Source organism: Pseudomonas fitomaticsae (assembly GCF_021018765.1).
GTDB lineage: Bacteria > Pseudomonadota > Gammaproteobacteria > Pseudomonadales > Pseudomonadaceae > Aquipseudomonas > Aquipseudomonas fitomaticsae.
The window spans coordinates 2769131-2791160 of the sequence record NZ_CP075567.1 but is presented as its reverse complement, the minus strand read 5'-3'; the positions used below and the strand labels follow the sequence as shown (position 1 = coordinate 2791160).

Below are 22030 nucleotides of genomic sequence, written 5' to 3'. Positions count from 1 at the left end.
GATGAACCTGTCCCCTCTCAACCGCCGGCGCTTCGAACTGTTCAAGGCCAACAAGCGTGGCTGGTGGTCGCTCTGGTTGTTTCTGATCCTGTTCGGCCTGAGCCTCGGCGCCGAACTGATCGCCAACGACAAGCCGCTGGTGGTGCACTACGACAACAACTGGTACTTCCCGGCGATCAAGCGTTACCCGGAAACCACCTTCGGCGGCGAATTCCCGCTGGAAGCCAACTACAAGAGCCCGTACATCCAGGAACTGCTCAAGGCCAAGGACGCGTGGGTGCTGTGGGCGCCGATTCCGTTCAGCTACCAGAGCATCAACTACGACCTGAAAGTTCCTGCCCCTGCCCCACCGTCCACGGTGAACCTGCTGGGCACCGACGATCAGGGCCGCGATGTGCTGGCGCGGGTGATCTACGGCTTCCGGGTGTCGGTGCTGTTTGCCCTGACCCTGACCGTGCTCAGCTCGATCATCGGCGTGATCGCCGGCGCCTTGCAGGGCTTCTATGGTGGCTGGGTCGATCTGGCCGGCCAGCGTTTTCTGGAGATCTGGTCGGGCCTGCCGGTGCTGTACCTGCTGATCATCCTCGCCAGTTTCGTCCAGCCGAATTTCTGGTGGCTGCTGGGGATCATGCTGCTGTTCTCGTGGATGAGTCTGGTGGATGTGGTGCGCGCCGAGTTCCTGCGCGGACGCAACCTCGAATACGTGCGCGCAGCCCGGGCGCTGGGCATGCAGAACGGCGCGATCATGTTCCGCCACATCCTGCCCAACGCGATGGTTTCGACCATGACCTTCATGCCGTTCATCCTGACCGGCGCCATCGGCACCCTCACCGCGCTGGACTTCCTCGGTTTCGGCTTGCCGGCCGGCAGTCCGTCGCTGGGTGAACTGGTGGCTCAGGGCAAATCCAACCTGCAGGCGCCGTGGCTGGGCATGAGCGCGTTTGCGGTGCTGGCGCTGATGTTGAGTTTGCTGGTGTTCATCGGCGAGTCCGCTCGCGATGCCTTCGACCCGAGGAAGTGACATGAATCAGGACAATCTGATCGAAATCCGCGACCTCGCCGTCGAATTCGGCATCGGCGATCGCGTGCAACGGGTGGTCGAAGGCGTGAGTTTCGACATCAAGCGCGGTGAAACCCTGGCGCTGGTGGGCGAGTCAGGCTCGGGCAAGTCGGTGACGGCGCATTCGATCCTGCGCCTGCTGCCCTACCCGCTGGCGCGGCATCCGGCCGGCAGCATCAACTATTCCGGGCAAAACCTGCTGGAGCTGGGCGAAAAGACCATCCGTCACATTCGTGGCAACCGGATCGCGATGATTTTTCAGGAGCCGATGACCTCGCTCAACCCGCTGCACTCGATCGAGAAGCAGATCAACGAAGTGCTGGGCATCCACAAGGGCCTGACCGGCAAGGTCGCGACCAAGCGCACGCTGGAGTTGCTGGAGATGGTCGGCATTCCCGAGCCGCACAAGCGCCTCAAGGCTCTGCCCCACGAATTGTCCGGCGGCCAGCGCCAGCGGGTGATGATTGCAATGGCGCTGGCCAACGAGCCGGAACTGCTGATCGCCGACGAACCGACCACCGCGCTGGACGTGACCGTTCAGCTGAAAATCCTCGACCTGCTCAAGCAATTGCAGGCCCGATTGGGCATGGCGCTGTTACTGATCAGTCACGATTTGAACCTCGTGCGAAGAATTGCGCATCGTGTATGTGTCATGCAGCGCGGTTGCATCGTCGAACAGGCATCGTGCGAAGAGCTGTTCCGTTCGCCGCAGCATCCGTACACTCGGGAACTGCTTGGCGCGGAGCCCAGCGGAGGCCCGGCGAGCAATAAAATCGGGGCGCCGCTGCTTGAAGTCGAGGATCTGAAAGTCTGGTTCCCGATCAAGAAAGGCCTGCTCAAGCGCACGGTGGATCACGTCAAGGCAGTGGACGGCATCAATTTCAGCCTGCCTCAGGGTCAGACCCTGGGGATTGTGGGGGAAAGCGGTTCCGGTAAATCCACCCTGGGTCTGGCGATCCTGCGGTTGATCGGCAGCAAAGGGGCGATCCGTTTTGAAGGCAAGCAGCTAGACTGCCTGACGCAAAGCGAAGTCCGGCCACTGCGCCGGGAGATGCAGGTGGTGTTTCAGGACCCGTTTGGCAGCCTGAGCCCGCGGATGTGCGTGAATGACATCGTTGGCGAAGGCCTGCGGATCCACAAGATGGGCACCGCCGCCGAGCAGGAAGCGGCGATTATTGCGGCATTGAAGGAGGTAGGTCTGGATCCGGAAACCCGGCACCGCTACCCCCACGAATTTTCCGGTGGGCAACGGCAGCGGATTGCCATAGCCCGGGCTTTGGTGCTCAAACCGGCGCTGATCCTTTTGGACGAGCCGACTTCGGCCCTCGACCGGACGGTGCAGCGGCAAGTGGTGGAGCTGTTGCGTTCACTGCAAGCCAAGTACAACCTGACGTATTTGTTCATCAGCCATGACCTGGCTGTCGTCAAAGCGCTGAGCCACCAGCTGATGGTGGTCAAGCATGGCCAAGTGGTCGAACAGGGAGACGCGCAAAGTATCTTTGCCGCCCCCCAACATCCGTATACACAGCAGTTGCTGGAAGCCGCTTTTCTGGCACCAGCCACTGCGCAATAACCTGAAAGAGGAGCAACACATGGGTTTTCTCGCCGGTAAGCGCGTACTGATCGTCGGTGTCGCCAGCAAGCTGTCCATCGCATCCGGCATCGCTGCCGCCATGCATCGCGAGGGCGCTGAGCTTGCCTTCACTTATCAGAACGAAAAACTGAAAGGTCGCGTTGAAGAGTTCGCACAGGGCTGGGGTTCTAGCCCTGAGCTGTGCTTCCCGTGCGACGTGGCCAGCGATGCAGAAATCGCCAAGGTCTTCGAAGAACTGAGCAAGAAGTGGGACGGCCTGGACTGCATCGTGCACTCCGTGGGCTTCGCACCGGGCGACCAACTGGACGGCGACTTCACCGAAGTCACCACCCGTGAAGGCTACCGCATCTCCCACGACATCAGCGCCTACAGCTTCGTGGCCCTGGCCAAGGCCGGTCGCGAAATGATGAAGGGCCGCAACGGCAGCCTGCTGACCCTGTCCTACCTGGGCGCCGAGCGCACCATGCCGAACTACAACGTCATGGGCATGGCCAAGGCTTCGCTGGAAGCCGGCGTCCGTTACCTGGCCGGCTCCCTGGGCCCGGAAGGCACCCGCGTCAACTGCGTATCGGCCGGCCCGATCCGCACCCTGGCCGCTTCCGGCATCAAGAGCTTCCGCAAGATGCTGGCCGCCAACGAAGCGCAGACCCCGCTGCGTCGCAACGTCACCATCGAAGAAGTCGGCAACGTCGGCGCCTTCCTGTGCTCCGACCTGGCGTCGGGCATCAGCGGTGAAATCATGTACGTGGACGGCGGCTTCAACACCACCGCCATGGGCAACATCGAAGAGTAATCTTCGCGCTGCCGATAAAAAGCCCGCCTGTTGGCGGGCTTTTTCATGCCTGCGTTTAACGATCTCTCAGCCAAGCACACCTATCACCTTGGGATGGGATTCCTGAAGGTTTGGCTCGACATCGGCAGCAAACAGGATTCGATTGCTGTTCGCCTGAAACAAGCCATCACTCATGTAGCCACCGCTGTACCAGACTTTTCCTTCTTCGCCGAAAGTCGGGTCCAGCTCACCTGCCTGGTTGATACGTAGCCAGCCAAGCGGCTGCGGCCGGCCCGGAGAGACGAACGTGTGGTAACCAATGACAACTTTCCGATCTGGCTGCACGGCAATGGCCGCTGGAAACACCGCCAGCACGCCAAGATCAATGAACAGCACCTTTCCATCGTTGAATGAAGGATCATCCTCGCCGTTCGGCAATACGCAATGTGCCGCAAGCCGGGAAACATCATCAACAGTGGCCGACGTTGCGAAGAATATCCGGTCTTCAGCAATCGACATTTTCCCCAGTGATCCAACATACGGCCACTCCCGAAAACCTTGGTCGCCAAACGTTTCGTCCAGTACTCCCTGAGGGGAATAGCACGCCAGCGCCGCCCGCTGGCTGGTTAAGCCATCCGAAGGGCGATCAAGCGTACCGAACACAACAATTCGCTGATCCGGAAGCACGGAAACGCTGTGGATCACCGACTTCTCACCCTTGAATCGAACTTCGACACAACCAAGCGTCCCGAACGTTGGATCAAGCTTTCCATCGTTGTCAAAACGCTGGAGAAGCCCTGCACGGGTATCTGAACCATCAGGTGCAGAAACGACGTATCCGAAGGCCACCAACAGTTGGTTATCGGGTGTCAAACAGGCGTCAGGTTCCTGGATACTCAGCTGATGATCCGGAGGAATGGGGACATCCGGAGGAATGGGGACATCCGGATACGGAATAATGACTGTCCCGTGGATCAGATCAGGCGTGCCGTTTTCATTGAAGCGCGTGAAAGCGATATGTTGCTTGAATGGTTCATTACCGGTCAGACCGAGAAGCAGAAGTTTGCCATCTGCCTTGGCCAGAAATTTCTTGGGTCGGGTATTTTCTGACAAGTTGAACCGCCATCTGACTTCCCCCTCCGGCATGCCGAACTCCGGATCGGCATCGCCGTCTTGCATTGCCCGACGCAAGACACACCACCCTTGCTCAAACACCCCATAGACAATTTTCAAATTGTCAGTCTCGGCGATACATCGCGTGCTTGCACGCTCGCTCGAAGGAATATTGATCAATCCTTCTTCCGCAAATCCCTTGTCCAGATATCCCGCCGTGTTTTTTGGGGTAACCGCACTCATGCTCTCGCCCTCGACAAATATGAATTTCTCCATACTGGGCAAGAACCGTCATAAAACCCGACAACGCAGGAGAGTCAATTGACGAAATACACTGGCATCAAAACAGGCGTGGCCGCTACTGACAGAAATGACAGTTGCGTTATTGCAAAATCAGAGCGCTGATGCCGATTGGCCGAATCTCTCTCCCACAATGTCATTCCCACTCAAGACAATTGGCGAACAACCTATGGATTGGCAAGCTGCGCTGGCTGTAACGCTGCAACACCACCATTTCCCGATAAAACGTCAGTTCTCCCAGTTCGATCACCCTCACCTTCAGCGGATGCTCCAGCCACAGCCCGGCCCTGGGCAACAACGAAACCCCGAGCCCGCATTCGACCATCTTCACGATCGCTTCCAGTTCATCCAGCTCCAGCGCTACGTGGACGTCTATCCGCTGCTCGCGCAGAAACTGCGTCACCAGCCGTCCACCAAACGAGTTGCGGTCATAACGCACGTGAGGATGCTCGGCCAGCAGTTGCAGCGGATCATCGCCCTCGACCGTTGTCGGCACGATCAGCACGAATGGCTCGCGCCGTATCACCTGCACCGACAGCTCCTTGGGCAATTCGAACGGTGGCTTGATCATGATCGCCAGATCGACCTCCCCGGCATCCACCTGGCTCAACAGGTTCAGCGACACGCCAGGCACCAGTTTCGGCTCCACGCCCGGCGCCTGTTGCCGCAAGCGCAACAACGCCTGAGGCAACAGCCCGGTCTGTGCGGTCGCCACGGCACCGATTCTCAGCTCACCGCGAAACTCGCCAACATCTTCGCTGATCGCCATGCGGCTGAAGGTGGCGAGCATTTCCTGCGCCATTGGCACCGCGCGCTGCCCTGCCGGATTAAGGATCGCCTGTCGCCCGGTGCGATCGAACAGGCGCACGCCCAAGGCCTGCTCCAGATTGCGAATCTGCGCGCTGACCGCCGATTGCGTCAGGCCGATATGCAGACCGGCGGCGGCAAACGTGCCATGCCGCGCCACTGCCAGAAAGGTCTTGAGTTCACGCAGCATGGACACCTCGATTGATCGAAATAATTTGAGCTCGGCGCAAAAACTATAGTCTTTCAATCGAAAAGCACAGCGCTAGACTCAGTTCACCCCAACCGTTGATAGAGACCGCGCCTATGTCACTCAGCCCTTTCCATCTGGCCATTCCGGTGTACGACCTCGCCGCCGCCCGGCATTTCTACCGTGAAGTGTTCGGACTCGAAGAGGGTCGCTCCAGCGATCACTGGGTCGACTTCAATTTCTTTGGCCACCAACTGGTGATTCACCTGGCGCCGAAGAACGCGTCGCAGGAAGCGGCGCACACCAACGCCGTGGACGGGCACGACGTGCCGGTGCCGCATTTTGGCGTGGTGCTGGGGATGGAGGAATGGCATGCGCTGGCCGAGCGCCTGAAATCACTGGGCACGCAGTTTGTAATCGAACCGGGGATTCGTTTTCAGGGATTGGTGGGCGAACAGGCGACGATGTTCCTGTTTGATCCGTGCGGCAATGCGCTGGAGTTCAAGGCGTTCAAGGATATCGGGCAGTTGTTTGCCAGATAATACGCGACGTCCGGACTGACGCCTTCGCGGGCAAGCCCGCTCCCACAGGGGTCGCGGTTTATAGAAAATATAAGCAACACCGAAGATCACTGTGGGAGCGAGCTTGCTCGCGATGAGGGCGGCACTAACAACGCTTCAAAGCCTGCTTATGCGCATACATCGCCCCGTCCGCATCTGCCAGCAGCTTGTCCACGGTGTCATGGCGCTGCGGGTTGTATTCGATCTGGCCGACGCTGAAGCGAATCGCGTACCCCCGGCGCAACGTGGCATTGCGCTCTTCGAGAATGTCCTTGAGCCGCGCCATGATCGCCGTGGTTTCGACATGGCTTGAGCCGGTCAGCAACGCCACGAATTCATCGCCGCCCAGGCGCCCGACCACATCGCTCTCGCGAAAGGCGATGCGCAGCACATCGGCGAAGTTCTTCAGCGCGCTGTCGCCCTCGGCGTGCCCATAAAGGTCGTTGATCTGCTTGAAGTCATTGAGGTCGAAAAACAGCAGCGTTGCCGGTTTTTCCAGTCGCGCGCAGGCATCCAGCGCGTGCTGGGCCAGCATCTTGAAGCCGCGACGGTTGGACAGCAGCGTCAGCTCGTCCATGCTCGCCATCTGCACGGCCATCAATTCCTGCTCGGCCATGCCGGCCAGATCACGCAGCAAGGCGCGCTCTTCGTCGTCGAGTTCGCGGGGTTTGGTGTCGATCAGGCACAGCGTGCCCATCTTGTTGCCGTTGGGCACGGTCAGCGGATAACCGGCGTAGAAGCGGATGTTCGGATCGCCAGTCACCAGCGGATTGTCGTGAAAGCGCTCGTCCTTTCGGGCGTCAGGTACCAGCAGGAGTTGGTCCTGGAGAATGGCGTGGCCACAGAATGAAACAGAGCGTGGCGTTTCGGTAGTGTCCAGCCCCACGCAGGACTTGAACCACTGCCGCTCCTTGTCCACCAGCGTGACCAGCGCGATCGGCACATTGAACAGACGCTTGGCCAGTCGCGTCAGCCGGTCGAAGCGCTCCTCCGGTGCGGTGTCGAGCAGTTTCAGATCCTGCAGCGCTTGAATACGCACAGCTTCATTGGCGGGTTTGCCGGGTACCAGCATCACACACTCCTTTGTCGTCGATGCAGTTGAGCGTAGACCGGATCAGCAATGACTCAACTGCTCATCCGCCGGCCACCGGACACGGCCCGCCTGCATCGGCCCACCGTTTGAACTGGGTCACGAAGATGTCGTGCGGCACCGGTACCGGCGCGCGCCCGGCCCCGGGATTCCAGCCCCAGAGCACCAGTTTGTCTTCGTTGACGTGTTTGATCAGCGCGGCGAAGTCCCGGTCGCCGTTGCTGGCGCGGTCCTTGATCATCGCGCACAAACGGTCCGGCGGCAGGCCGATCCAGGCCATCTTGTGGGCGGCTGGCGGCAGGCTCCAGTGCGGCGCGCCCGGTGGCGCGTGAGGGCCGTAGCTGGCCGGCGGATTGCTTTCGGCGTGACAGGTGGCGCACGGCAAACCGGCCGCGCCCTTGCCGTCCATGCCGCGCACCACGCTCATGGCGTGGGGGATGCCGGCGTCGAATTGCAACGGCGAATCGCCGGGAATGTGGCAGTTCTGGCAACGCGGGCTCTGGAAGACTTTCTGCACCGTGCCGAAGGCCTTCAAGGCTTCCTGATCGTCGGCAAACAGATCCGACGCGTAACCGCCCAGCCCGATCAGAATCACCGTGCCCAACAACAGATGTCGTTTCATCTCACACCCCCGACAATAGCAGCGGCAGTTCCCGCAGGCGCTGCCCGGTCAGGGCGAACACTGCGTTGGCCACCGCCGGTGCCGTGGGCGGCACGCCGGCCTCGCCGATGCCGCCGGGTTTGTCGGTGCTCGGCACAATGTGCACCTCGACCACCGGCATTTCATTGAGCCGCAACACCTGATAGTCGTGATAGTTGGACTGCACGACATGGCCGTCCTTGAGCGTCAGTTTGCTTTGCAGCGCCATGCCCAGGCCGAAGGTGATGCACGACTCCATCTGCGCCGCGATGCTCTGCGGGTTCACCGCAATCCCGCAGTCCACCGCGCAGACCACGCGATGCACGCGGATCGCCAGATTGTCCTGGGACACCTCGGCCACCTGCGCCACGTAACTGCCGAACGATTCGTGCACCGCAACGCCCAGCGCATGGCCGTCCGGCAACGGAGCTTTCCAGTTGGCCTTCTCCACCGCCAGGTTCAACACGCCCAGATGCCGGGCATGATCCTTGAGCAACGTTCGTCGGTACTCCACCGGGTCCTTGCCCGCCGCCGTGGCCATTTCATCGATCAGCGACTCCATGACAAACGCGGTGTGGCTATGCCCCACCGAACGCAGCCACAGCACGTTGATCCCGGTGGTCGGCGAATGCAGATCGACCTGATGATGGGCCAGTCCCTTGATGTACGGGCTGTCCGAAACGCCTTCGACCGACGTCTGGTCGACGCCGTTCTTGACCATGGTTTTCTCGAGCATGGTGCCGGCCATGATCGACTGCCCGACCAGCACATGCTGCCAGGCCAGCGGCATGCCGTCGGCGCCGAGGCCGATCTTCGCCTGATGCAGGAACATCGAGCGGTAGTAACCGCCGCGAATATCGTCTTCGCGCGACCACACGGTTTTCACCGGCATCGCGGCAGCCTTGGCCACTTGCACCGCTTCGGCGACAAAGTCCGAGGTCGGGTTGGCTCGCCGGCCGAAACCGCCGCCAAGGAATTCGGTGTGAATCTCCACCTGCTCCGGCTTGAGCCCGGTGATCTTGCCGGCGACCATCTGATCCAGCGTCTGGAACTGGGTGCCGGTCCAGATCTCGCACTTGTCGGCGCTGATCTTCACCGTACAGTTCAGCGGCTCCATCGGCGCATGGGCCAGGTACGGCACGCTGTATTCAACATCGATTTTCTTCGCTGCCTTGCCGAAGTTGCCCTTGGCATCGCCAGCCTGCGCCGCCGAAGTGCCCGGCGTGGCCGCCAGTTTGCGGAAACTCGCCAACAGCTTTTCACTGCTCAAATCAGCGTTAGGCCCCAGGTCCCAATCGACCTTCAGCGCATCACGACCGAGTTTCGCCGCCCAGTAATGCTCCGCGACTACCGCCACACCGGTCGGCACCTGCACCACTTTGTGCACGCCGGGGATCGCCAGGGCTTCTGCGCCTTCGAAGGATTTCACCGTGGCGCCAAACGCCGGCGCTCGGGCAACCATCGCGGTCATCAATCCCTCGAACTGAACGTCCATGCCGAACTTGGCGCGGCCAGTGATTTTCTCCGGGGTGTCGAGGCGTTTGGTGGGTTTGCCGATGACTTTCCAGTCCTTGGCTTCTTTAAAGGTGATCGACTTCGGATCCGGCACCGGCAGTTGCCCGGCGGCGTCCGCCAGTTCACCGTAGGTGGCGCGGTTGTCGCCGGCAATCACCACGCCGGACTCGGTGCGGATCGTCGACGGCGCCACATTGAAACGCTTGGCCCCCGCCTCGATCAGCATCTGCCGCGCCGTGGCGCCGGCGAGGCGGTAACGATCGAACTCCATCCAGGTTGAAGTGGAGCCGCCGGTAATCTGCATCCCGCCGAAACCGGGCATGCCGTAATCGGCCGCCGAGGCCGGCGAGTGCTCGACGCGGATCTTCGACCAGTCGGCGTCCAGTTCTTCGGCGATCAACATGGTCAGGCCGGTCCAGATGCCCTGGCCCATTTCCGAATGGCCGAGCAGCACGGTGACGCTGTTGTCTGCCGCAATCCGCAGGAACGCGTTCGGCGCAAACACCTTGCCTTCGTTCTCGGCCGCCATGGCAAAGCGGTTGCCGCCGGGCACCACGAACGCCACCACCAGACCACCGCCCAACACCGCACTGCCCTTGAGAAATCCGCGACGGGATACAGGACTGTTCATCACTCACCTCCCCTCGCTCAGCCGATGTCGGCGGCGCGTTTGACCGCCGCGCGGATTCTTGGATACGTGCCACAGCGGCAGATGTTGCCGGAGAGCGCCTGATCGATGTCGCTGTCGGTGGGTTTGGGAATCTTCGCCAGCAACGCGGCGGCGGACATGATCTGCCCGGACTGGCAGTAACCGCATTGCACCACGTCCAGTTCGGCCCAGGCCTGCTGCACCGGATGCGAACCGTCGCTCGACAGGCCTTCGATGGTGAGGATTTTCTGGCCATGGGCGACGGCCGTGGCCGGGGTGATGCAGGAGCGCAGCGGTGCGCCATCGACGTGCACGGTGCAGGCACCGCACTGGGCCATGCCGCAACCGAATTTGGTACCGGTCAGGTGCGCGACATCGCGCAGGACCCAGAGCAACGGCATGTCCGCGGGGACATCGAGCTCCTGATCCTTGCCATTGATGTTCAAGGTCAGCATCGGGGACTTCCTCAGACTCACGGTGTTCTGAAGGGCGCTGCTACAGCTCTTGAACGCTGTGCGCACCTCGGCTTATCCCTTTCAGCTAAGCGCATTTTGACCCGACAACCAGCCGCTGCGACCACCGGTCATGCCGCACCGTTCGGGAATTCTTCGACCAAAGTGCCGACTTTGCTCCTACAGTTGATCCGGTTGTCATCGCAAGACCTGCCCTTTCACACTGTCCAGGAGTCGCGAACATGGGATATGTCACAACGAAAGACGGCGTCGAGATCTTCTACAAGGACTGGGGCCCGAAAGACGCCCCGGTGATCCACTTCCACCACGGCTGGCCGCTGAGCGCGGATGACTGGGATGCGCAGATGCTGTTCTTCCTTGCCCAGGGCTTTCGGGTTGTGGCCCATGACCGACGGGGTCACGGGCGTTCGAGCCAGGTCTGGGACGGCCACGACATGGATCATTACGCCGACGACGTGGCGGCGGTGGTCAATCATCTGGGGACGCAGAAAGCCGTGCATGTCGGCCACTCCACCGGTGGCGGCGAAGTGATTCATTACATCGCCCGACATGGCGAGGATCGCGTATCCAAAGCCGCGATCATCAGCGCCGTACCGCCGCTGATGGTGAAGACCGAAAGCAGCCCCGGCGGTTTGCCCAAATCGGTATTTGACGATCTTCAGGCGCAACTGGCGGCCAATCGTTCGCAGTTCTATCACGACGTGCCGGCCGGCCCGTTCTACGGCTACAACCGGCCCGGTGCCAAGCCTTCGGAAGCGGTGGTTCTGAACTGGTGGCGTCAGGGCATGATGGGCGGCGCCAAGGCGCACTACGACGGCATCGTCGCCTTCTCGCAGACCGACTTCACGGCCGATCTGAAAAGCATCTCGATCCCGGTGCTGGTCATGCACGGCGACGATGACCAGATCGTGCCCTATGAAAACGCCGGCGTGTTGTCGGCGAAGCTGCTGAAAAACAGCACGCTGAAGATCTATCCGGGCTTCCCCCACGGGATGCCGACCACCGAGGCGCCAACGATCAACGCGGATCTGCTGGCGTTCATTCGCGGCTGATAGTGGCCGGGGTCAGGCGCCCTGCCTGACCCCGGCTATTCTTCGGTTCGCCCCGTTCCCTCGCGATCACGCACGTAATGTCTGGCCAATGGAAAGGCCGGCAGCCACGACTCGCGACGCACCGTCCACAGCTCATAGGTGGGCTGGCATTGATCCGGTGCATCCAGCGCGCCGAGATTGACCTCGACTTCATCGCCACTGCGGCCGAACACCGACGAGCCACAGCGCGGACAGAAATGTCGCCCCGCATAGTCACGGGTTTCGCCGCTGATCGTCACTGCGTCCTCGGGAAAAATCGCCGACGCGGCAAACAGCGCGCCATGGTGTTTGCGGCAATCCAGACAATGGCAAACGCCAATCCTGTAGGGTCGCCCCGACGCCTCGATCCGCACTTCGCCGCACAGACAACCGCCGGTCAATCGGTCCATGGGACACCTCGTCTGAAAATGGAATATCCGGTGAGTGAAAATAGCAGCCCACTGGGGGAACGCTTACAATCGTGGCCCATTAACACTACTCAGGCAGAACCGTTCTTTCATGGCGCTCGATCCTCTCACGATGCTCACCATTTCCACCGCCCTGGCCGCGGCGGCCGCCCTGTATCTGGCGGTCGAATGGCGCAGCATCCGCGAACCTTCCCTGCTGTTCTGGAGCGCCGGTTTCGCCACCATCACCGTCGGTTCGAGCCTGGCCCTGTTGCGCGCCAATGGTTATCCGCTGATCGGCATCTGGTTCGCCAACGGCTTGCTGGTGGTCGCGCACTGGCTGTTTCTGCTGGGGGTCGCGCGGTTTACGCAGAAGCGGTTGTCGCGGGCCTGGTACTTGATGTTCCTCGTTTGGCTGGGGTTGCTGCTGTTACCGGAAGATCCGTCGTGGTCGAAGATCATGCTGGTGGCCAACTCGCTGCTAATTGCCGCGTTGATGCTGCGAGCCAGTCTGTTGCTGCGCCCGCACGGCAAGTCGCTGAGCATCGGCGCCGTGCAACTGCGTTATGTACTGCTGATCCACGGCGCGTTCTATTTCACCAAGGCGATCATCGCGGTGATTCCGGGCACGTTGATCGACCTGGCCTCGCTGCGCGGCGAGATCATTCAGATTTCCCTGGTCGAGGGTGCGATGGCGATCATGCTGATCGCGCTGTCGATGACCGGCACCGAGCGCTATCGCCGGGAAAAACAGATTGCCGAACTCGCCGCCCGTGACCCGCTGACCGCGCTGTACAACCGCCGCGCCCTCGAAGTCCGCGCGCCGCGCCTGCTCGATCAAGTATCCAGCACCCGCCCCGGCGCCCTGCTGCTGATCGACATCGACAACTTCAAACAGATCAACGATCTGTATGGCCACACGGCCGGCGACCGCCTGCTGATTTCGCTCAGCGAAATGATCCGCTCGCAGCTGCCCCAGAGCGCGCTGGCGGCAAGGTTGGGCGGTGACGAATTCGTCATGTTGCTAGGCGATGCTTCTCACGAACAGATCATGGTGCTGGGCAGCGAGCTGCGTGAGCAGTTTCAGCAGATGACTTCTCAGACCTTCGTCACCCCGGAAGCGGTAACGCTGAGCATCGGCGCCAAGGTGTTCGACCAGCCGCCGACCAGCCTCACTGTGTTGATCGAACAGGGCGACAGCGCGCTCTACGAATCCAAGCGCGGCGGTCGCAACCGGATTCGTCTGGCGGACTACACCTGACCTATCCTTGCCTGCACCCGCATCCTCGGAGTTCGCCATGTCCTCGCCTGAATCCATCCTTTTACAGAGCTGGAGCCAAAACGCTCAGGCCTGGACCGAAGCCATCCGCAGTGGCGCCATCGAAAGCCGCCAACAAGTCACCGATCAGGCGATTCTGTTGGCGTTGATGGGGCGCCAGCCTGAACGCGTGCTCGATCTGGGATGCGGCGAAGGCTGGCTGTTGCGGGCATTGGCCGAACGCGGGATCGAAGCGGTTGGCGTGGACGGTGATGCCACGCTGGTCGAGGCAGCACAAGCGGCAGGATCGTCTCCGGTGTACGTCGCCAGTTATGAAGAGCTGGTGGATGCGAAAGTCGACATCGGCTGCGACTACGACCTGATCTGCGCCAACTTTTCCCTGCTGCATCAGGACATCATTCCGTTGCTCGCGGCGATGAATGCCCTGCTCGTGCCCGGCGGCGCGCTGGTGATCCAGACGCTGCATCCGTGGTCGGTGGCCGCCGGTGATTATCAGGATGGCTGGAGGGAAGAAACCTTCGACGGCTTCCAGGGCGAGTGGTCGCCGATGCCGTGGTATTTCCGCACCCTGTCCAGTTGGCTGAATGCGCTGGACATGGCCGGCCTGCAGTTGACCGGCCTGCGCGAACCGCAGCATCCGCAAAGCCCGGTGCCGCAGTCGTTGCTGATGATTGCCGAGCGTCGCGGGTAAAAAGCCTAGAGCCTCGGCTTGAGCAGAATCCCGGTGTAATGCCGCAAAAACAGCGCGAACCCCGCACACCAGAGCACCACGGACAGCCCCAGCCCCAGACTGGAAAACGGCACCAGCAACACCCGACAACCCGCCGCGATCAGCACCAGCGCAAACCCAAGCACCATGCCTTTCGAAGGCTGTAACAACCGGCCTGTGTGCCCAAGGCTGACCCGCGCAATCATCGCCAGAATCAACCCGCCCACCCCGCCGACCGCCAGCGCATGAGTCGCCAGGCTTTGCTGACCGATCAAGCCCAGATGCCACAGCGCCATGGCCCAGGTTGCCAGCGCCATCCAGCCGTAAGCCAGGTACAAAGACCAGAGCAGCGGCACGCGCCACATTCCGCGATCATGCCAGCGGATCAGCCGCATCAACTGCAAGCTGCCGGTCAGCACGAACAGGCCCGCCAGCCACCACTGGGGCGAATCATTGAGGCCTGCTGCAAAAGTAACAGCGGTCAGCAGGCTACCGATCAACAGCAAGCGGGTTGGCAGTGGATTGGCGACGGGTGCCGGCGGACGGTTCAAGCCGCGCTGGATAAAGAACGGAATCACCCGCCCGCCAATCACGGTCATCAGCGCCGCCACCAGCCACAACGCGCCCAGCACACCCTGACGTTGCAGGCCGGTGTCGTCGTTGTACAGGCCGATCAACGTCAGCGCCTGACAACCGGCCATCAATCCCAGCACCAGCACAATCGGATAGTTATCGCGTTTGCGCGCGGCGACCAGATCCCGTCCCAGCATTACCGCCAGCAGCGGCAGAAAACCCCATTGCAGCGCCAGAATCAGCCCGGTCGGCAACGGCAGCCACCAGGCCAAACGGCCGAGCAGCCAGACCGACACCAGAGCGATCAACGCCCCGCCGCGCACGCCGGGAATGCCGGTCCAGTTGGGCACCGCCGTCAGCAGGAATCCGGCAACGATTGCCGCCGCGAATCCGAACGGCATTTCATGCCGATGCCAGGCGAGCATGCCGCCAGCCGGTTGCAGGTCGAACCAGTGGCCGTAAAGCCACAGGCCCCAGATCAAAATCGCCAGCGCGGCGAATCCGGCCCCGGCCAGAAACAGCGGCCGAAAACCCAGGCTGAACACCGGCGCAGCAGCGAGTCTGCGCATTTCAGGCCACCGCCAAGACAGGTAACCGGGCCAGTCGATACTGCGACAGCAACCGCATGACATAACCGATCTTGATCAGCGTCGGGCCGACGATGGTCATGGCGTGCGTCGCCACCAGCAGCGCAATGGGCATGTGACCCTGATACAGATAAGCGCCATAGATTCCGGCCAGTAACATGACCAGACCGACGACGAGCACTTTGCTCGACAGGTGCAGAATGTTCAGCGGACTCTCGAAGAAAGCGAACATGTTTTCGTACTCCTGAGCGGATCAGTTTGTACGCAAGACACTTCAACTTGCGTGCCAGATTATTCGCCCAGCAATATCAGTCAGTTGCGCAAACACGAGTCAATTTGACACAGACGCAAAATAGTCATTTTGACAAACAAAAAGGTTAATACGACTACATCCCACCTTCCTTGCATCCAACCATCGATCCGCGGCACCGCCAGCCGGGCACAGACTGGCTACGCTATTAATCCAGCGTGTCCAACCTGCCGAGGAAGACTGCCATGCAACGCTTTCAAAAACTCACGCCCTGCCTGTGGTTCGATGATCAGGCCGAGGCGGCGGCGAAGTTTTACTGCTCGATCTTCGATCACTCGAAAATCACCGCCCTGACCCACTACAGCAAGGTCGGCCAGGAATTCCACGGTCGCCCGGAAGGCTCGGTGATGACCGTCAGTTTCGAACTCGACGGGCACACCTTCACCGGGCTCAATGGCGGGCCGTTGTTCAAGTTCAATGAGGCGATTTCGTTTCAGATCAACTGCCAGAACCAGGAAGAGGTCGACCATTTCTGGGGCAATCTCAGCGCCGGCGGACCGGTTGAGGCGCAGCAATGTGGCTGGCTCAAGGACAAGTTCGGCGTGTCGTGGCAGATCGTGCCGGTGGCCTTCATGCACATGATGACCGACCCCGACCAGACCAAGGCCCAACGGGCGATGCAGGCCATGTTCGGGATGAAAAAACTCGACATCGCCGAACTCGAGCGAGCCTTCGCCGGCCAGAGCTAATACACTCGGGCACTGGCCTGCCGAGAACGACAACGATGAAACACGCTGCCGCCAAGAACCCCGAACAAGCCCCGCGCTTCTGGCGCGACGACGCCCTGCCCTTCATCGAGGCCCGGACCATCGCCGACGGGCGTGAGGTCTGCTATTCACGGCATTCCCACGCGCACTTCTCCATTGGCGCGATCACCGCCGGGCGCAGCACTTACGTGCATGAGCAATCCTCGTTCGAAGTGGCGGCCGGCACCGTGGTGCTGATGAACCCGGGGGACGTGCACGCGTGCAACCCGATCGACGATCAGCCGTGGTCGTATCTGATGCTGTATGTGGAAACGCCGTGGCTGACGGATCTGCAGCATCAGCTGGGGTTCAGTGCGGAACTTGAGTTTCGGCGGTTTTCCGATACCCATTTGAATGACGCTTGCCTGTTTCGCGACTTGAATGCGCTATACGGCGTGTTGGTCGACGAACAGCAAGACGTGCTGCGCAAACAGAGCGCCGCCGTGGAGTTTTTCAGCGATCTGCAACTGCGCCTGAACCCTATCGAACAACCGTTGCGTGAACCCAACTTCAAACTCGAACGCGCCGCCGACTTTATCCGTCAGCATTGCACTGACCTGCTCAGCCTCGACGACATCTGCGCCGCTGCCGAGCTGTCACCGTCCTACCTGATCCGCGCCTTCAAACAACACTTCGGCATGACGCCTCATGCGTTTTTGGTCAACCAGCGTATTCAGTTTGCCCGTGAGTGTTTGCGGCGCGGGCAGTTGATTGCAGATGTGGCGCTGGAGGCGGGGTTTGCCGATCAGGCCCACTTTCAGCGGGCGTTCAAGCAGCATCTGGCGGCGACGCCGGGACAGTATCGGGGATAACAACAAAAACGGCCCGCAATGGGCCGTTTCGGTTTCAGCACTCAGACACGAGGTTCTGCCGCCACATCCAGGTTATCCAGCACCCGATTCACCACCAGTTCCGCCAGCATGATCAGTTGCCCGATGCCCAGCAGCACATGCCGCTGCGGCGCATCGATCATTCCGGCGAAATCGCTGGCCATGGTTTTGGCCGAGGTCAGGGTTTCGCAGGCATCGGCCAGCAGTTCTTCATTCGGGATGCCGGGGGCGATGAGGTAGCGAGTGTTGGGTTTGAGCAGAGGTTTTCGGGGGAGCAGCGGATTGAGGTAGTGATCGAGGGCGCGGTCGGCGGCTTCGTGGAATTTCTTGGAATCGAGGGTTTCGTAGGGCGAGGTCGGGTCGGTTTCGGGTGGGTTTGGTGTTGGTTTGATCATGATTGAATCTCCAGAGTCATGGAGCCGCCACGATTCGCTGCGATACGAAGGGGTGGCAGCTATACGCGGGTCGCAGACCGGGACTCTAGAACCGGCAGACCCGAGGGTCTCCCACGTACAGCCGCCATAAAACTGGAGGATGTTGTGCGTCTAGAGATCGCGGGCTGCGAAACCCGATCGCTGATTCGTCAGCGACCCGGAAACGATAAGACCCGGCCCCAAGGCGCACAAGCCGGCGGATTCTGGCGGATGCGTAGGCAATGGCGCAAGGTGTTGTGGCTTGCCGGAAGTATTTTTAAACACCTTTAAACCGCCCCAACCATTCCGGCGTTTCGATACAACTGATCCTTCCTCACTCTTTTTCACGCCAATTCAAGTCTGCATATAAAGCAACCAACTGACTTTACCCGATCATTTTATAAAATCTACATACCCAGAAAGACATACATATTTATCAACAACAACGCTCCACGCCTTAAAAAACAGCCTCCCTCCTCGTTCCCGCCACCATCAAGAAACACTTGGAACATCAATCTACGCCAACTTCCACCCACAACTACCTACTATAAAAACCACCAACTTCACAAACACAACACCAAACAAACGACAAACAATTCCATTTATTTCGTCATTAGAGAATGGGTTCCGGATCATGAAACCAACAGACAACTACGCTTACGATTCCGCAAATACACTTCAGAAAAAGGCAGTAAGCCGGACAGTTACAAACTTTATCGACGACAAATACATCATTGAACGCCTTGGCTGGAAAATTCACGAAATACTTGTTCCGTGCGTGGAGGACAGCACGTTCGACCAAATCCACCGCAACGGCAAAGTCTCGCTTTCCATACTGCTGCGCCACGATGTTTTTCACTTTGTCCGCGCCCGCCGCAAGATTCCGGACAACGCAATTTTTCTAGTGGACGAACAGGGTCGGCTGTACTTCAGTTATCGAAACATGCTCTCCAGTAACAACCGGCCAGCGACCGGGTTTGTCTCGCCAAGAGATATCACGGCCGACGTCGCGGGTCTGGCGGATTTCGACGACCAGCTTCCGCTACTGGCCAAGGTTGCCGCTGCCAGTGGCGGCTGGATCATTACCGGAGACGAAATTACGGTAGGCCAGTGGTTGCGTTTCACCGGGTTGCAAGTACCGGACAACGAACAAGACACCCGCAACCTGCTTGATTTGTTGAACTTCTCTACATTGCCCGAGCCACCGAAGTACGGAAACCATTGGCAACTTCTTGACGCGCCCGACGAGTCGCCATTCAAACTTGAGGGAACTACCCGGGCAATCATTCTTGATCTGATACAAAGTCACACCCGGGATTTTCAAACCATTGTCAACGACCTCGGCAGGCGCACGCTGATCGAGGACACGCCGGGCAACGGTGCTACAACCAGCACGGACTATCGCCTGCAGCAACTGATCGAAAGTTTGGTGTCCCGGTACGGGCAATATTACCTGTCCAGGTTGGGCTGGCTTACTGAACAGGCAGCAACAAAACAATCGATTGAACTCACGGAGCAACTGGCGATTGCCGTGATACTGCTTGACCTGGACCCGGCACTCGATATTGCCAACACCCACTTCGCCGGTTTCGATCTGTATTCCAAACGCTACTTCAGACAGCATCCGACCCTGGTTCGAATGGAACTGGAAGCACATCTGATCAAGAACCTGTACGTAGCACCTGCACTCGCCCCGCCGGTATCGCAAATGATCCTGGCAGGCATGGCGCCGGAATATCTTTTTACCGACTGGCCGTCCAGCCTGCTGATGGGGACACCGGCCTGGGTGATCGCTACTCAGGCTGTGCATCTGGTTGAAGCGCTGGTTCCCGGCGCCAGTCGCAAGATGACCTATCAACATTTGATGGGGTTCAGCCAATCGACGAAGTCGCTCGCGCCACTGGCAGTATTGCAGGCCGAGGGCTCGGTGGATCCGGTGGTGACCTGGGCGTGGATGAATGGACTCATCAAGCGGGATGCGCAAGACAACATCAGCGCAAAACAGATCGAGCACGCCATACGCGAATACGATCAGTACATCGACATGATGCTGGAAGCCACTGAACGTTTTTCCAGGCCATTGCCTGATCGCAGACAGCTTGCACTGCAAGAACTGAAGTCCCGGGAACCGGATTGCGACCCCGATGAACGGCTGGTGAAACATCGCGGCAATGGCGGTGGTACCGGCAGGAAAGTGTCGGTGCTGGATCTCTACATAGGGGAAGAGCTTCACACTCAAGACTGGGACCGCATCAAAGGCACCAGTATCTACAAATCCTTCCCGGAGTTGCCCTATCTGTTTCCCGTTGCCGAACTTTATGAAACAGAAACATCCCGCAGCTTCAATGCCATTGTCGAAGGCCTGAGGCGCAATATCCAGATCGCCATTTCACAAGTGTTTCTGCTGGATTCGGAATTCTTCAAACAAGCTGCAATTGGCGTTTACTGTGTTCAGAAAATCGATGTCAAACCTGAAAGAACCAACGGTCGTGGTGGTGTCAGCCCTGCAACCTACACCCCTGGGGAAACGGGGCGTTACGGCATCATTCTGTGTGCGCATCACAACCACATCGTCAAATGCTTTGAGTTGTTTCCATTGCGCATGGAGTGTCGCCACAACCCGGACTTGAAAAGTTTCTTTTCGCCGCTGGTTTCCGGAGGCGACTTCAATGTCGGCACCCGATTCGTCGATCAAAAACAAATGATAAACGCCCCTATCGATCTGAATGCCTACTTACAGAACGTAGCCCCCTCAAGGGGCATCAAGTGGAGAATCAACGTGCGCAAGATCGGTGTGCTCGCCGCTGCCAGCACCTTCACCCGCGACTACGATCCGACGCCCTCTTTCAGCTCTGAGCGCATAGAGGCGCTTGCGAGCCTGATCGCCGAAAAGACCCCTTACATCACCGAAAGCGAGATCCATCAACTGGGCTTTAATCAAACCGTACGGGAAAAAGCAATTGAAAAGACCGATGCCATCTTCAACATGATTCTCAACCTGATCTTGCCCTTCAAGGGCTGCGTGGAAGGGCTGACTTCAGGGGATCCAAAGAAGCAAAATGGCGCCATTTTCGACTGCATCGTCGACGCAGCCGTACTGGCCATCACCCTTTTCGCGGCCCCGGTTGCAATTGCTGCCGCAGCCAGCAAAGTAGCGACCATCACCGGCAAACTGCTGTCGGCCTCTCGAGTATTGGCAAAAACGGTCCTCAGCCTGCTCAACCCGTTATCGGGCTTGCCGCAACTGATCAAGGCTGGAGGCAAGTTGCTCGGTCGAGGGATGGCGAAACTGGGCGGACATGCCCTCTCACTGGTACATCAAGCCAAACAGCAACTCAGGCTCTTGACCGGTGCAAACAGTTACGACCTGCTCAAGGTCATTGATCACACCAGTTCGGCTGCACACACGCGGATGTCGCTGGACACGATTTCACATGCTCGGGCGCTGCTGAAAAGCGATGCCATCGAAACCGCTCAACACATTGTCACGCGCTTGAGCGACAAGCACTTCAAGTTGCCTAAAGGGGCTACCGAAACAGAATTGCGCCATCTTGCGAACAACGCCGTGAAGGAAACGGCGTACCAGTCGAAACAGGCGGGCGATCTGGAGTCGCTGATCGGTCGCAAGGCTTTGGAAGAACTGACAGAAGCGTTCATCAAAGGGCACCCCGTACAACTCAACGATGCGCGCAGCACCGCCCAGGGTTACACCGAAACACTGGCAGTCCTGTACGAGCTTGAAAGCAAAAAAGCCCGATACATGACGGGCTACCAGCAAGACATTCTGAAACTGGATCTGGGCAAACCACCCTACAACGATGTCATGCCTGATTCACTGTTCAACCCGCAGGGCTTCACCGATCCTTCACAACGAGCAACCGCCTGGATGTTGAAAGGCTCGACGTCCAACGGAAACGACTTCGACAATGTCCTCGGGGTATTGCGCGATTACACCGCGAACAAGGTCTCCCTGACCGACCCGAACGTGATCCGGGACATCCATCGCAAACTTGTGCCGGAAGCTGTCGGACGGGTGCGCGATGCCGGCGCACCGACCAAATACGGCAGCAGCCCTACCGGATTCGCCTTGCTTGAACAGCATTTGAAGAAGCTGGACCCAAGCCATCCGCACTTTGATAAACAGGTGCTGGGGGCTGTAGTCGGTTTCCAGGGGTTCGGTGATGGCAACGGCCGTACCGCCAGTGCGCTGTACTCGATCAGTCAATTGCGCAATAACCAGTTCACGGCCATGCCACCCCACGTATTCAGGGAGCTCAATGGCATTTTCTGACGATGCACGATTGACCTGACGGTGCCACGTCCGTACTCCGCCTGCGGGAGTGCGG

At 59.5% G+C, this 22030-nt stretch carries 20 protein-coding genes; 10 read left to right on the top strand and 10 right to left on the bottom strand.

Features of this window, described 5'->3' with window-relative positions; all coding sequences use genetic code 11:
• The first annotated feature begins 1 nt into the window (after position 1).
• The 3 genes from KJY40_RS12760 to fabI are packed head-to-tail and all read left to right on the top strand — an operon-like array spanning position 2 to position 3447.
• The gene (locus KJY40_RS12760; RefSeq protein WP_230737243.1) at positions 2-1021 is read left to right on the top strand and encodes an ABC transporter permease; all 1020 of its coding nucleotides are present in this window, start codon (positions 2-4) and stop codon (positions 1019-1021) included.
• 1 nt (position 1022) lies between these two features.
• Positions 1023-2633 carry an ABC transporter ATP-binding protein gene (locus KJY40_RS12755; protein WP_230737241.1) on the top strand — a complete coding sequence of 537 codons (1611 nt, stop codon included), beginning with the start codon at positions 1023-1025 and terminating at the stop codon, positions 2631-2633.
• A 19-nt stretch (positions 2634-2652) separates the two neighbouring features.
• Positions 2653-3447 (top strand): enoyl-ACP reductase FabI, encoded by a 795-nt coding sequence (gene fabI / locus KJY40_RS12750; protein ID WP_230737239.1) that lies wholly within the window; start codon positions 2653-2655, stop codon positions 3445-3447.
• 66 nt (positions 3448-3513) lie between these two features.
• On the opposite strand, the gene KJY40_RS12745 is transcribed toward fabI, so the two are convergent.
• Both KJY40_RS12745 and KJY40_RS12740 read right to left on the bottom strand, forming a co-directional pair.
• The gene (locus KJY40_RS12745; protein WP_230737237.1) at positions 3514-4782 is read right to left on the bottom strand and encodes an NHL repeat-containing protein; all 1269 of its coding nucleotides are present in this window, start codon (positions 4780-4782) and stop codon (positions 3514-3516) included.
• A gap of 193 nt (positions 4783-4975) precedes the next feature.
• The gene (locus KJY40_RS12740; protein ID WP_230737235.1) at positions 4976-5836 is read right to left on the bottom strand and encodes a LysR family transcriptional regulator; all 861 of its coding nucleotides are present in this window, start codon (positions 5834-5836) and stop codon (positions 4976-4978) included.
• 113 nt (positions 5837-5949) lie between these two features.
• Between KJY40_RS12740 and KJY40_RS12735 the strand changes: the two genes are divergently transcribed.
• Positions 5950-6375, top strand: coding sequence for a VOC family protein (locus tag KJY40_RS12735; RefSeq protein ID WP_230737233.1), 426 nt, complete (start codon positions 5950-5952; stop codon positions 6373-6375).
• A 124-nt stretch (positions 6376-6499) separates the two neighbouring features.
• Here the strand turns inward: KJY40_RS12735 and KJY40_RS12730 are convergent, their stop codons facing one another.
• The 4 genes from KJY40_RS12730 to KJY40_RS12715 form a co-directional block, all read right to left on the bottom strand.
• The gene (locus KJY40_RS12730; protein ID WP_230737231.1) at positions 6500-7465 is read right to left on the bottom strand and encodes a sensor domain-containing diguanylate cyclase; all 966 of its coding nucleotides are present in this window, start codon (positions 7463-7465) and stop codon (positions 6500-6502) included.
• A 61-nt stretch (positions 7466-7526) separates the two neighbouring features.
• Entirely contained in the window at positions 7527-8105 is a 579-nt protein-coding gene (locus tag KJY40_RS12725; RefSeq protein ID WP_230737230.1) for a hypothetical protein, read from the bottom strand.
• 1 nt (position 8106) lies between these two features.
• Positions 8107-10269, bottom strand: a complete 2163-nt coding sequence (locus KJY40_RS12720) for a xanthine dehydrogenase family protein molybdopterin-binding subunit (protein WP_230737228.1) — start codon at positions 10267-10269, stop codon at positions 8107-8109.
• Positions 10270-10286: 17 nt separating this feature from the next.
• Complete coding sequence (locus KJY40_RS12715) at positions 10287-10742, bottom strand: (2Fe-2S)-binding protein (protein ID WP_007956954.1); 456 nt, start codon at positions 10740-10742, stop codon at positions 10287-10289.
• A 239-nt stretch (positions 10743-10981) separates the two neighbouring features.
• Between KJY40_RS12715 and KJY40_RS12710 the strand changes: the two genes are divergently transcribed.
• Positions 10982-11812, top strand: a complete 831-nt coding sequence (locus KJY40_RS12710; protein ID WP_179695498.1) for an alpha/beta fold hydrolase — start codon at positions 10982-10984, stop codon at positions 11810-11812.
• Between the two features lie 35 nt (positions 11813-11847).
• Here KJY40_RS12710 and KJY40_RS12705 read toward each other — a convergent pair whose 3' ends face one another.
• The gene (locus KJY40_RS12705) at positions 11848-12240 is read right to left on the bottom strand and encodes a GFA family protein (RefSeq protein WP_230737226.1); all 393 of its coding nucleotides are present in this window, start codon (positions 12238-12240) and stop codon (positions 11848-11850) included.
• Between the two features lie 109 nt (positions 12241-12349).
• Between KJY40_RS12705 and KJY40_RS12700 the strand changes: the two genes are divergently transcribed.
• Complete coding sequence (locus KJY40_RS12700) at positions 12350-13498, top strand: GGDEF domain-containing protein (RefSeq protein ID WP_230737224.1); 1149 nt, start codon at positions 12350-12352, stop codon at positions 13496-13498.
• A 37-nt stretch (positions 13499-13535) separates the two neighbouring features.
• A complete protein-coding gene (locus KJY40_RS12695; protein ID WP_230737222.1) occupies positions 13536-14207 on the top strand; it encodes a class I SAM-dependent methyltransferase in 672 nt (223 codons plus the stop codon).
• Positions 14208-14212: 5 nt separating this feature from the next.
• On the opposite strand, the gene KJY40_RS12690 is transcribed toward KJY40_RS12695, so the two are convergent.
• Positions 14213-15367 (bottom strand): NnrS family protein, encoded by a 1155-nt coding sequence (locus KJY40_RS12690; RefSeq protein WP_230737220.1) that lies wholly within the window; start codon positions 15365-15367, stop codon positions 14213-14215.
• A gap of 1 nt (position 15368) precedes the next feature.
• On the bottom strand, positions 15369-15617 hold the full coding sequence (locus KJY40_RS12685) for a transmembrane sensor/regulator PpyR (RefSeq protein ID WP_230737218.1): 249 nt from the start codon (positions 15615-15617) through the stop codon (positions 15369-15371).
• Between the two features lie 263 nt (positions 15618-15880).
• Here KJY40_RS12685 and KJY40_RS12680 point away from each other — a divergent pair, with 263 nt between their 5' ends.
• The gene (locus KJY40_RS12680) at positions 15881-16384 is read left to right on the top strand and encodes a VOC family protein (RefSeq protein ID WP_230737216.1); all 504 of its coding nucleotides are present in this window, start codon (positions 15881-15883) and stop codon (positions 16382-16384) included.
• A 35-nt stretch (positions 16385-16419) separates the two neighbouring features.
• Entirely contained in the window at positions 16420-17253 is an 834-nt protein-coding gene (locus KJY40_RS12675; RefSeq protein WP_230737214.1) for an AraC family transcriptional regulator, read from the top strand.
• A gap of 41 nt (positions 17254-17294) precedes the next feature.
• On the opposite strand, the gene KJY40_RS12670 is transcribed toward KJY40_RS12675, so the two are convergent.
• Entirely contained in the window at positions 17295-17666 is a 372-nt protein-coding gene (locus KJY40_RS12670) for a DUF6124 family protein (RefSeq protein ID WP_230737212.1), read from the bottom strand.
• 652 nt (positions 17667-18318) lie between these two features.
• Between KJY40_RS12670 and KJY40_RS12665 the strand changes: the two genes are divergently transcribed.
• The gene (locus KJY40_RS12665) at positions 18319-21975 is read left to right on the top strand and encodes a hypothetical protein (protein ID WP_230737210.1); all 3657 of its coding nucleotides are present in this window, start codon (positions 18319-18321) and stop codon (positions 21973-21975) included.
• Positions 21976-22030 lie beyond the last annotated feature (55 nt).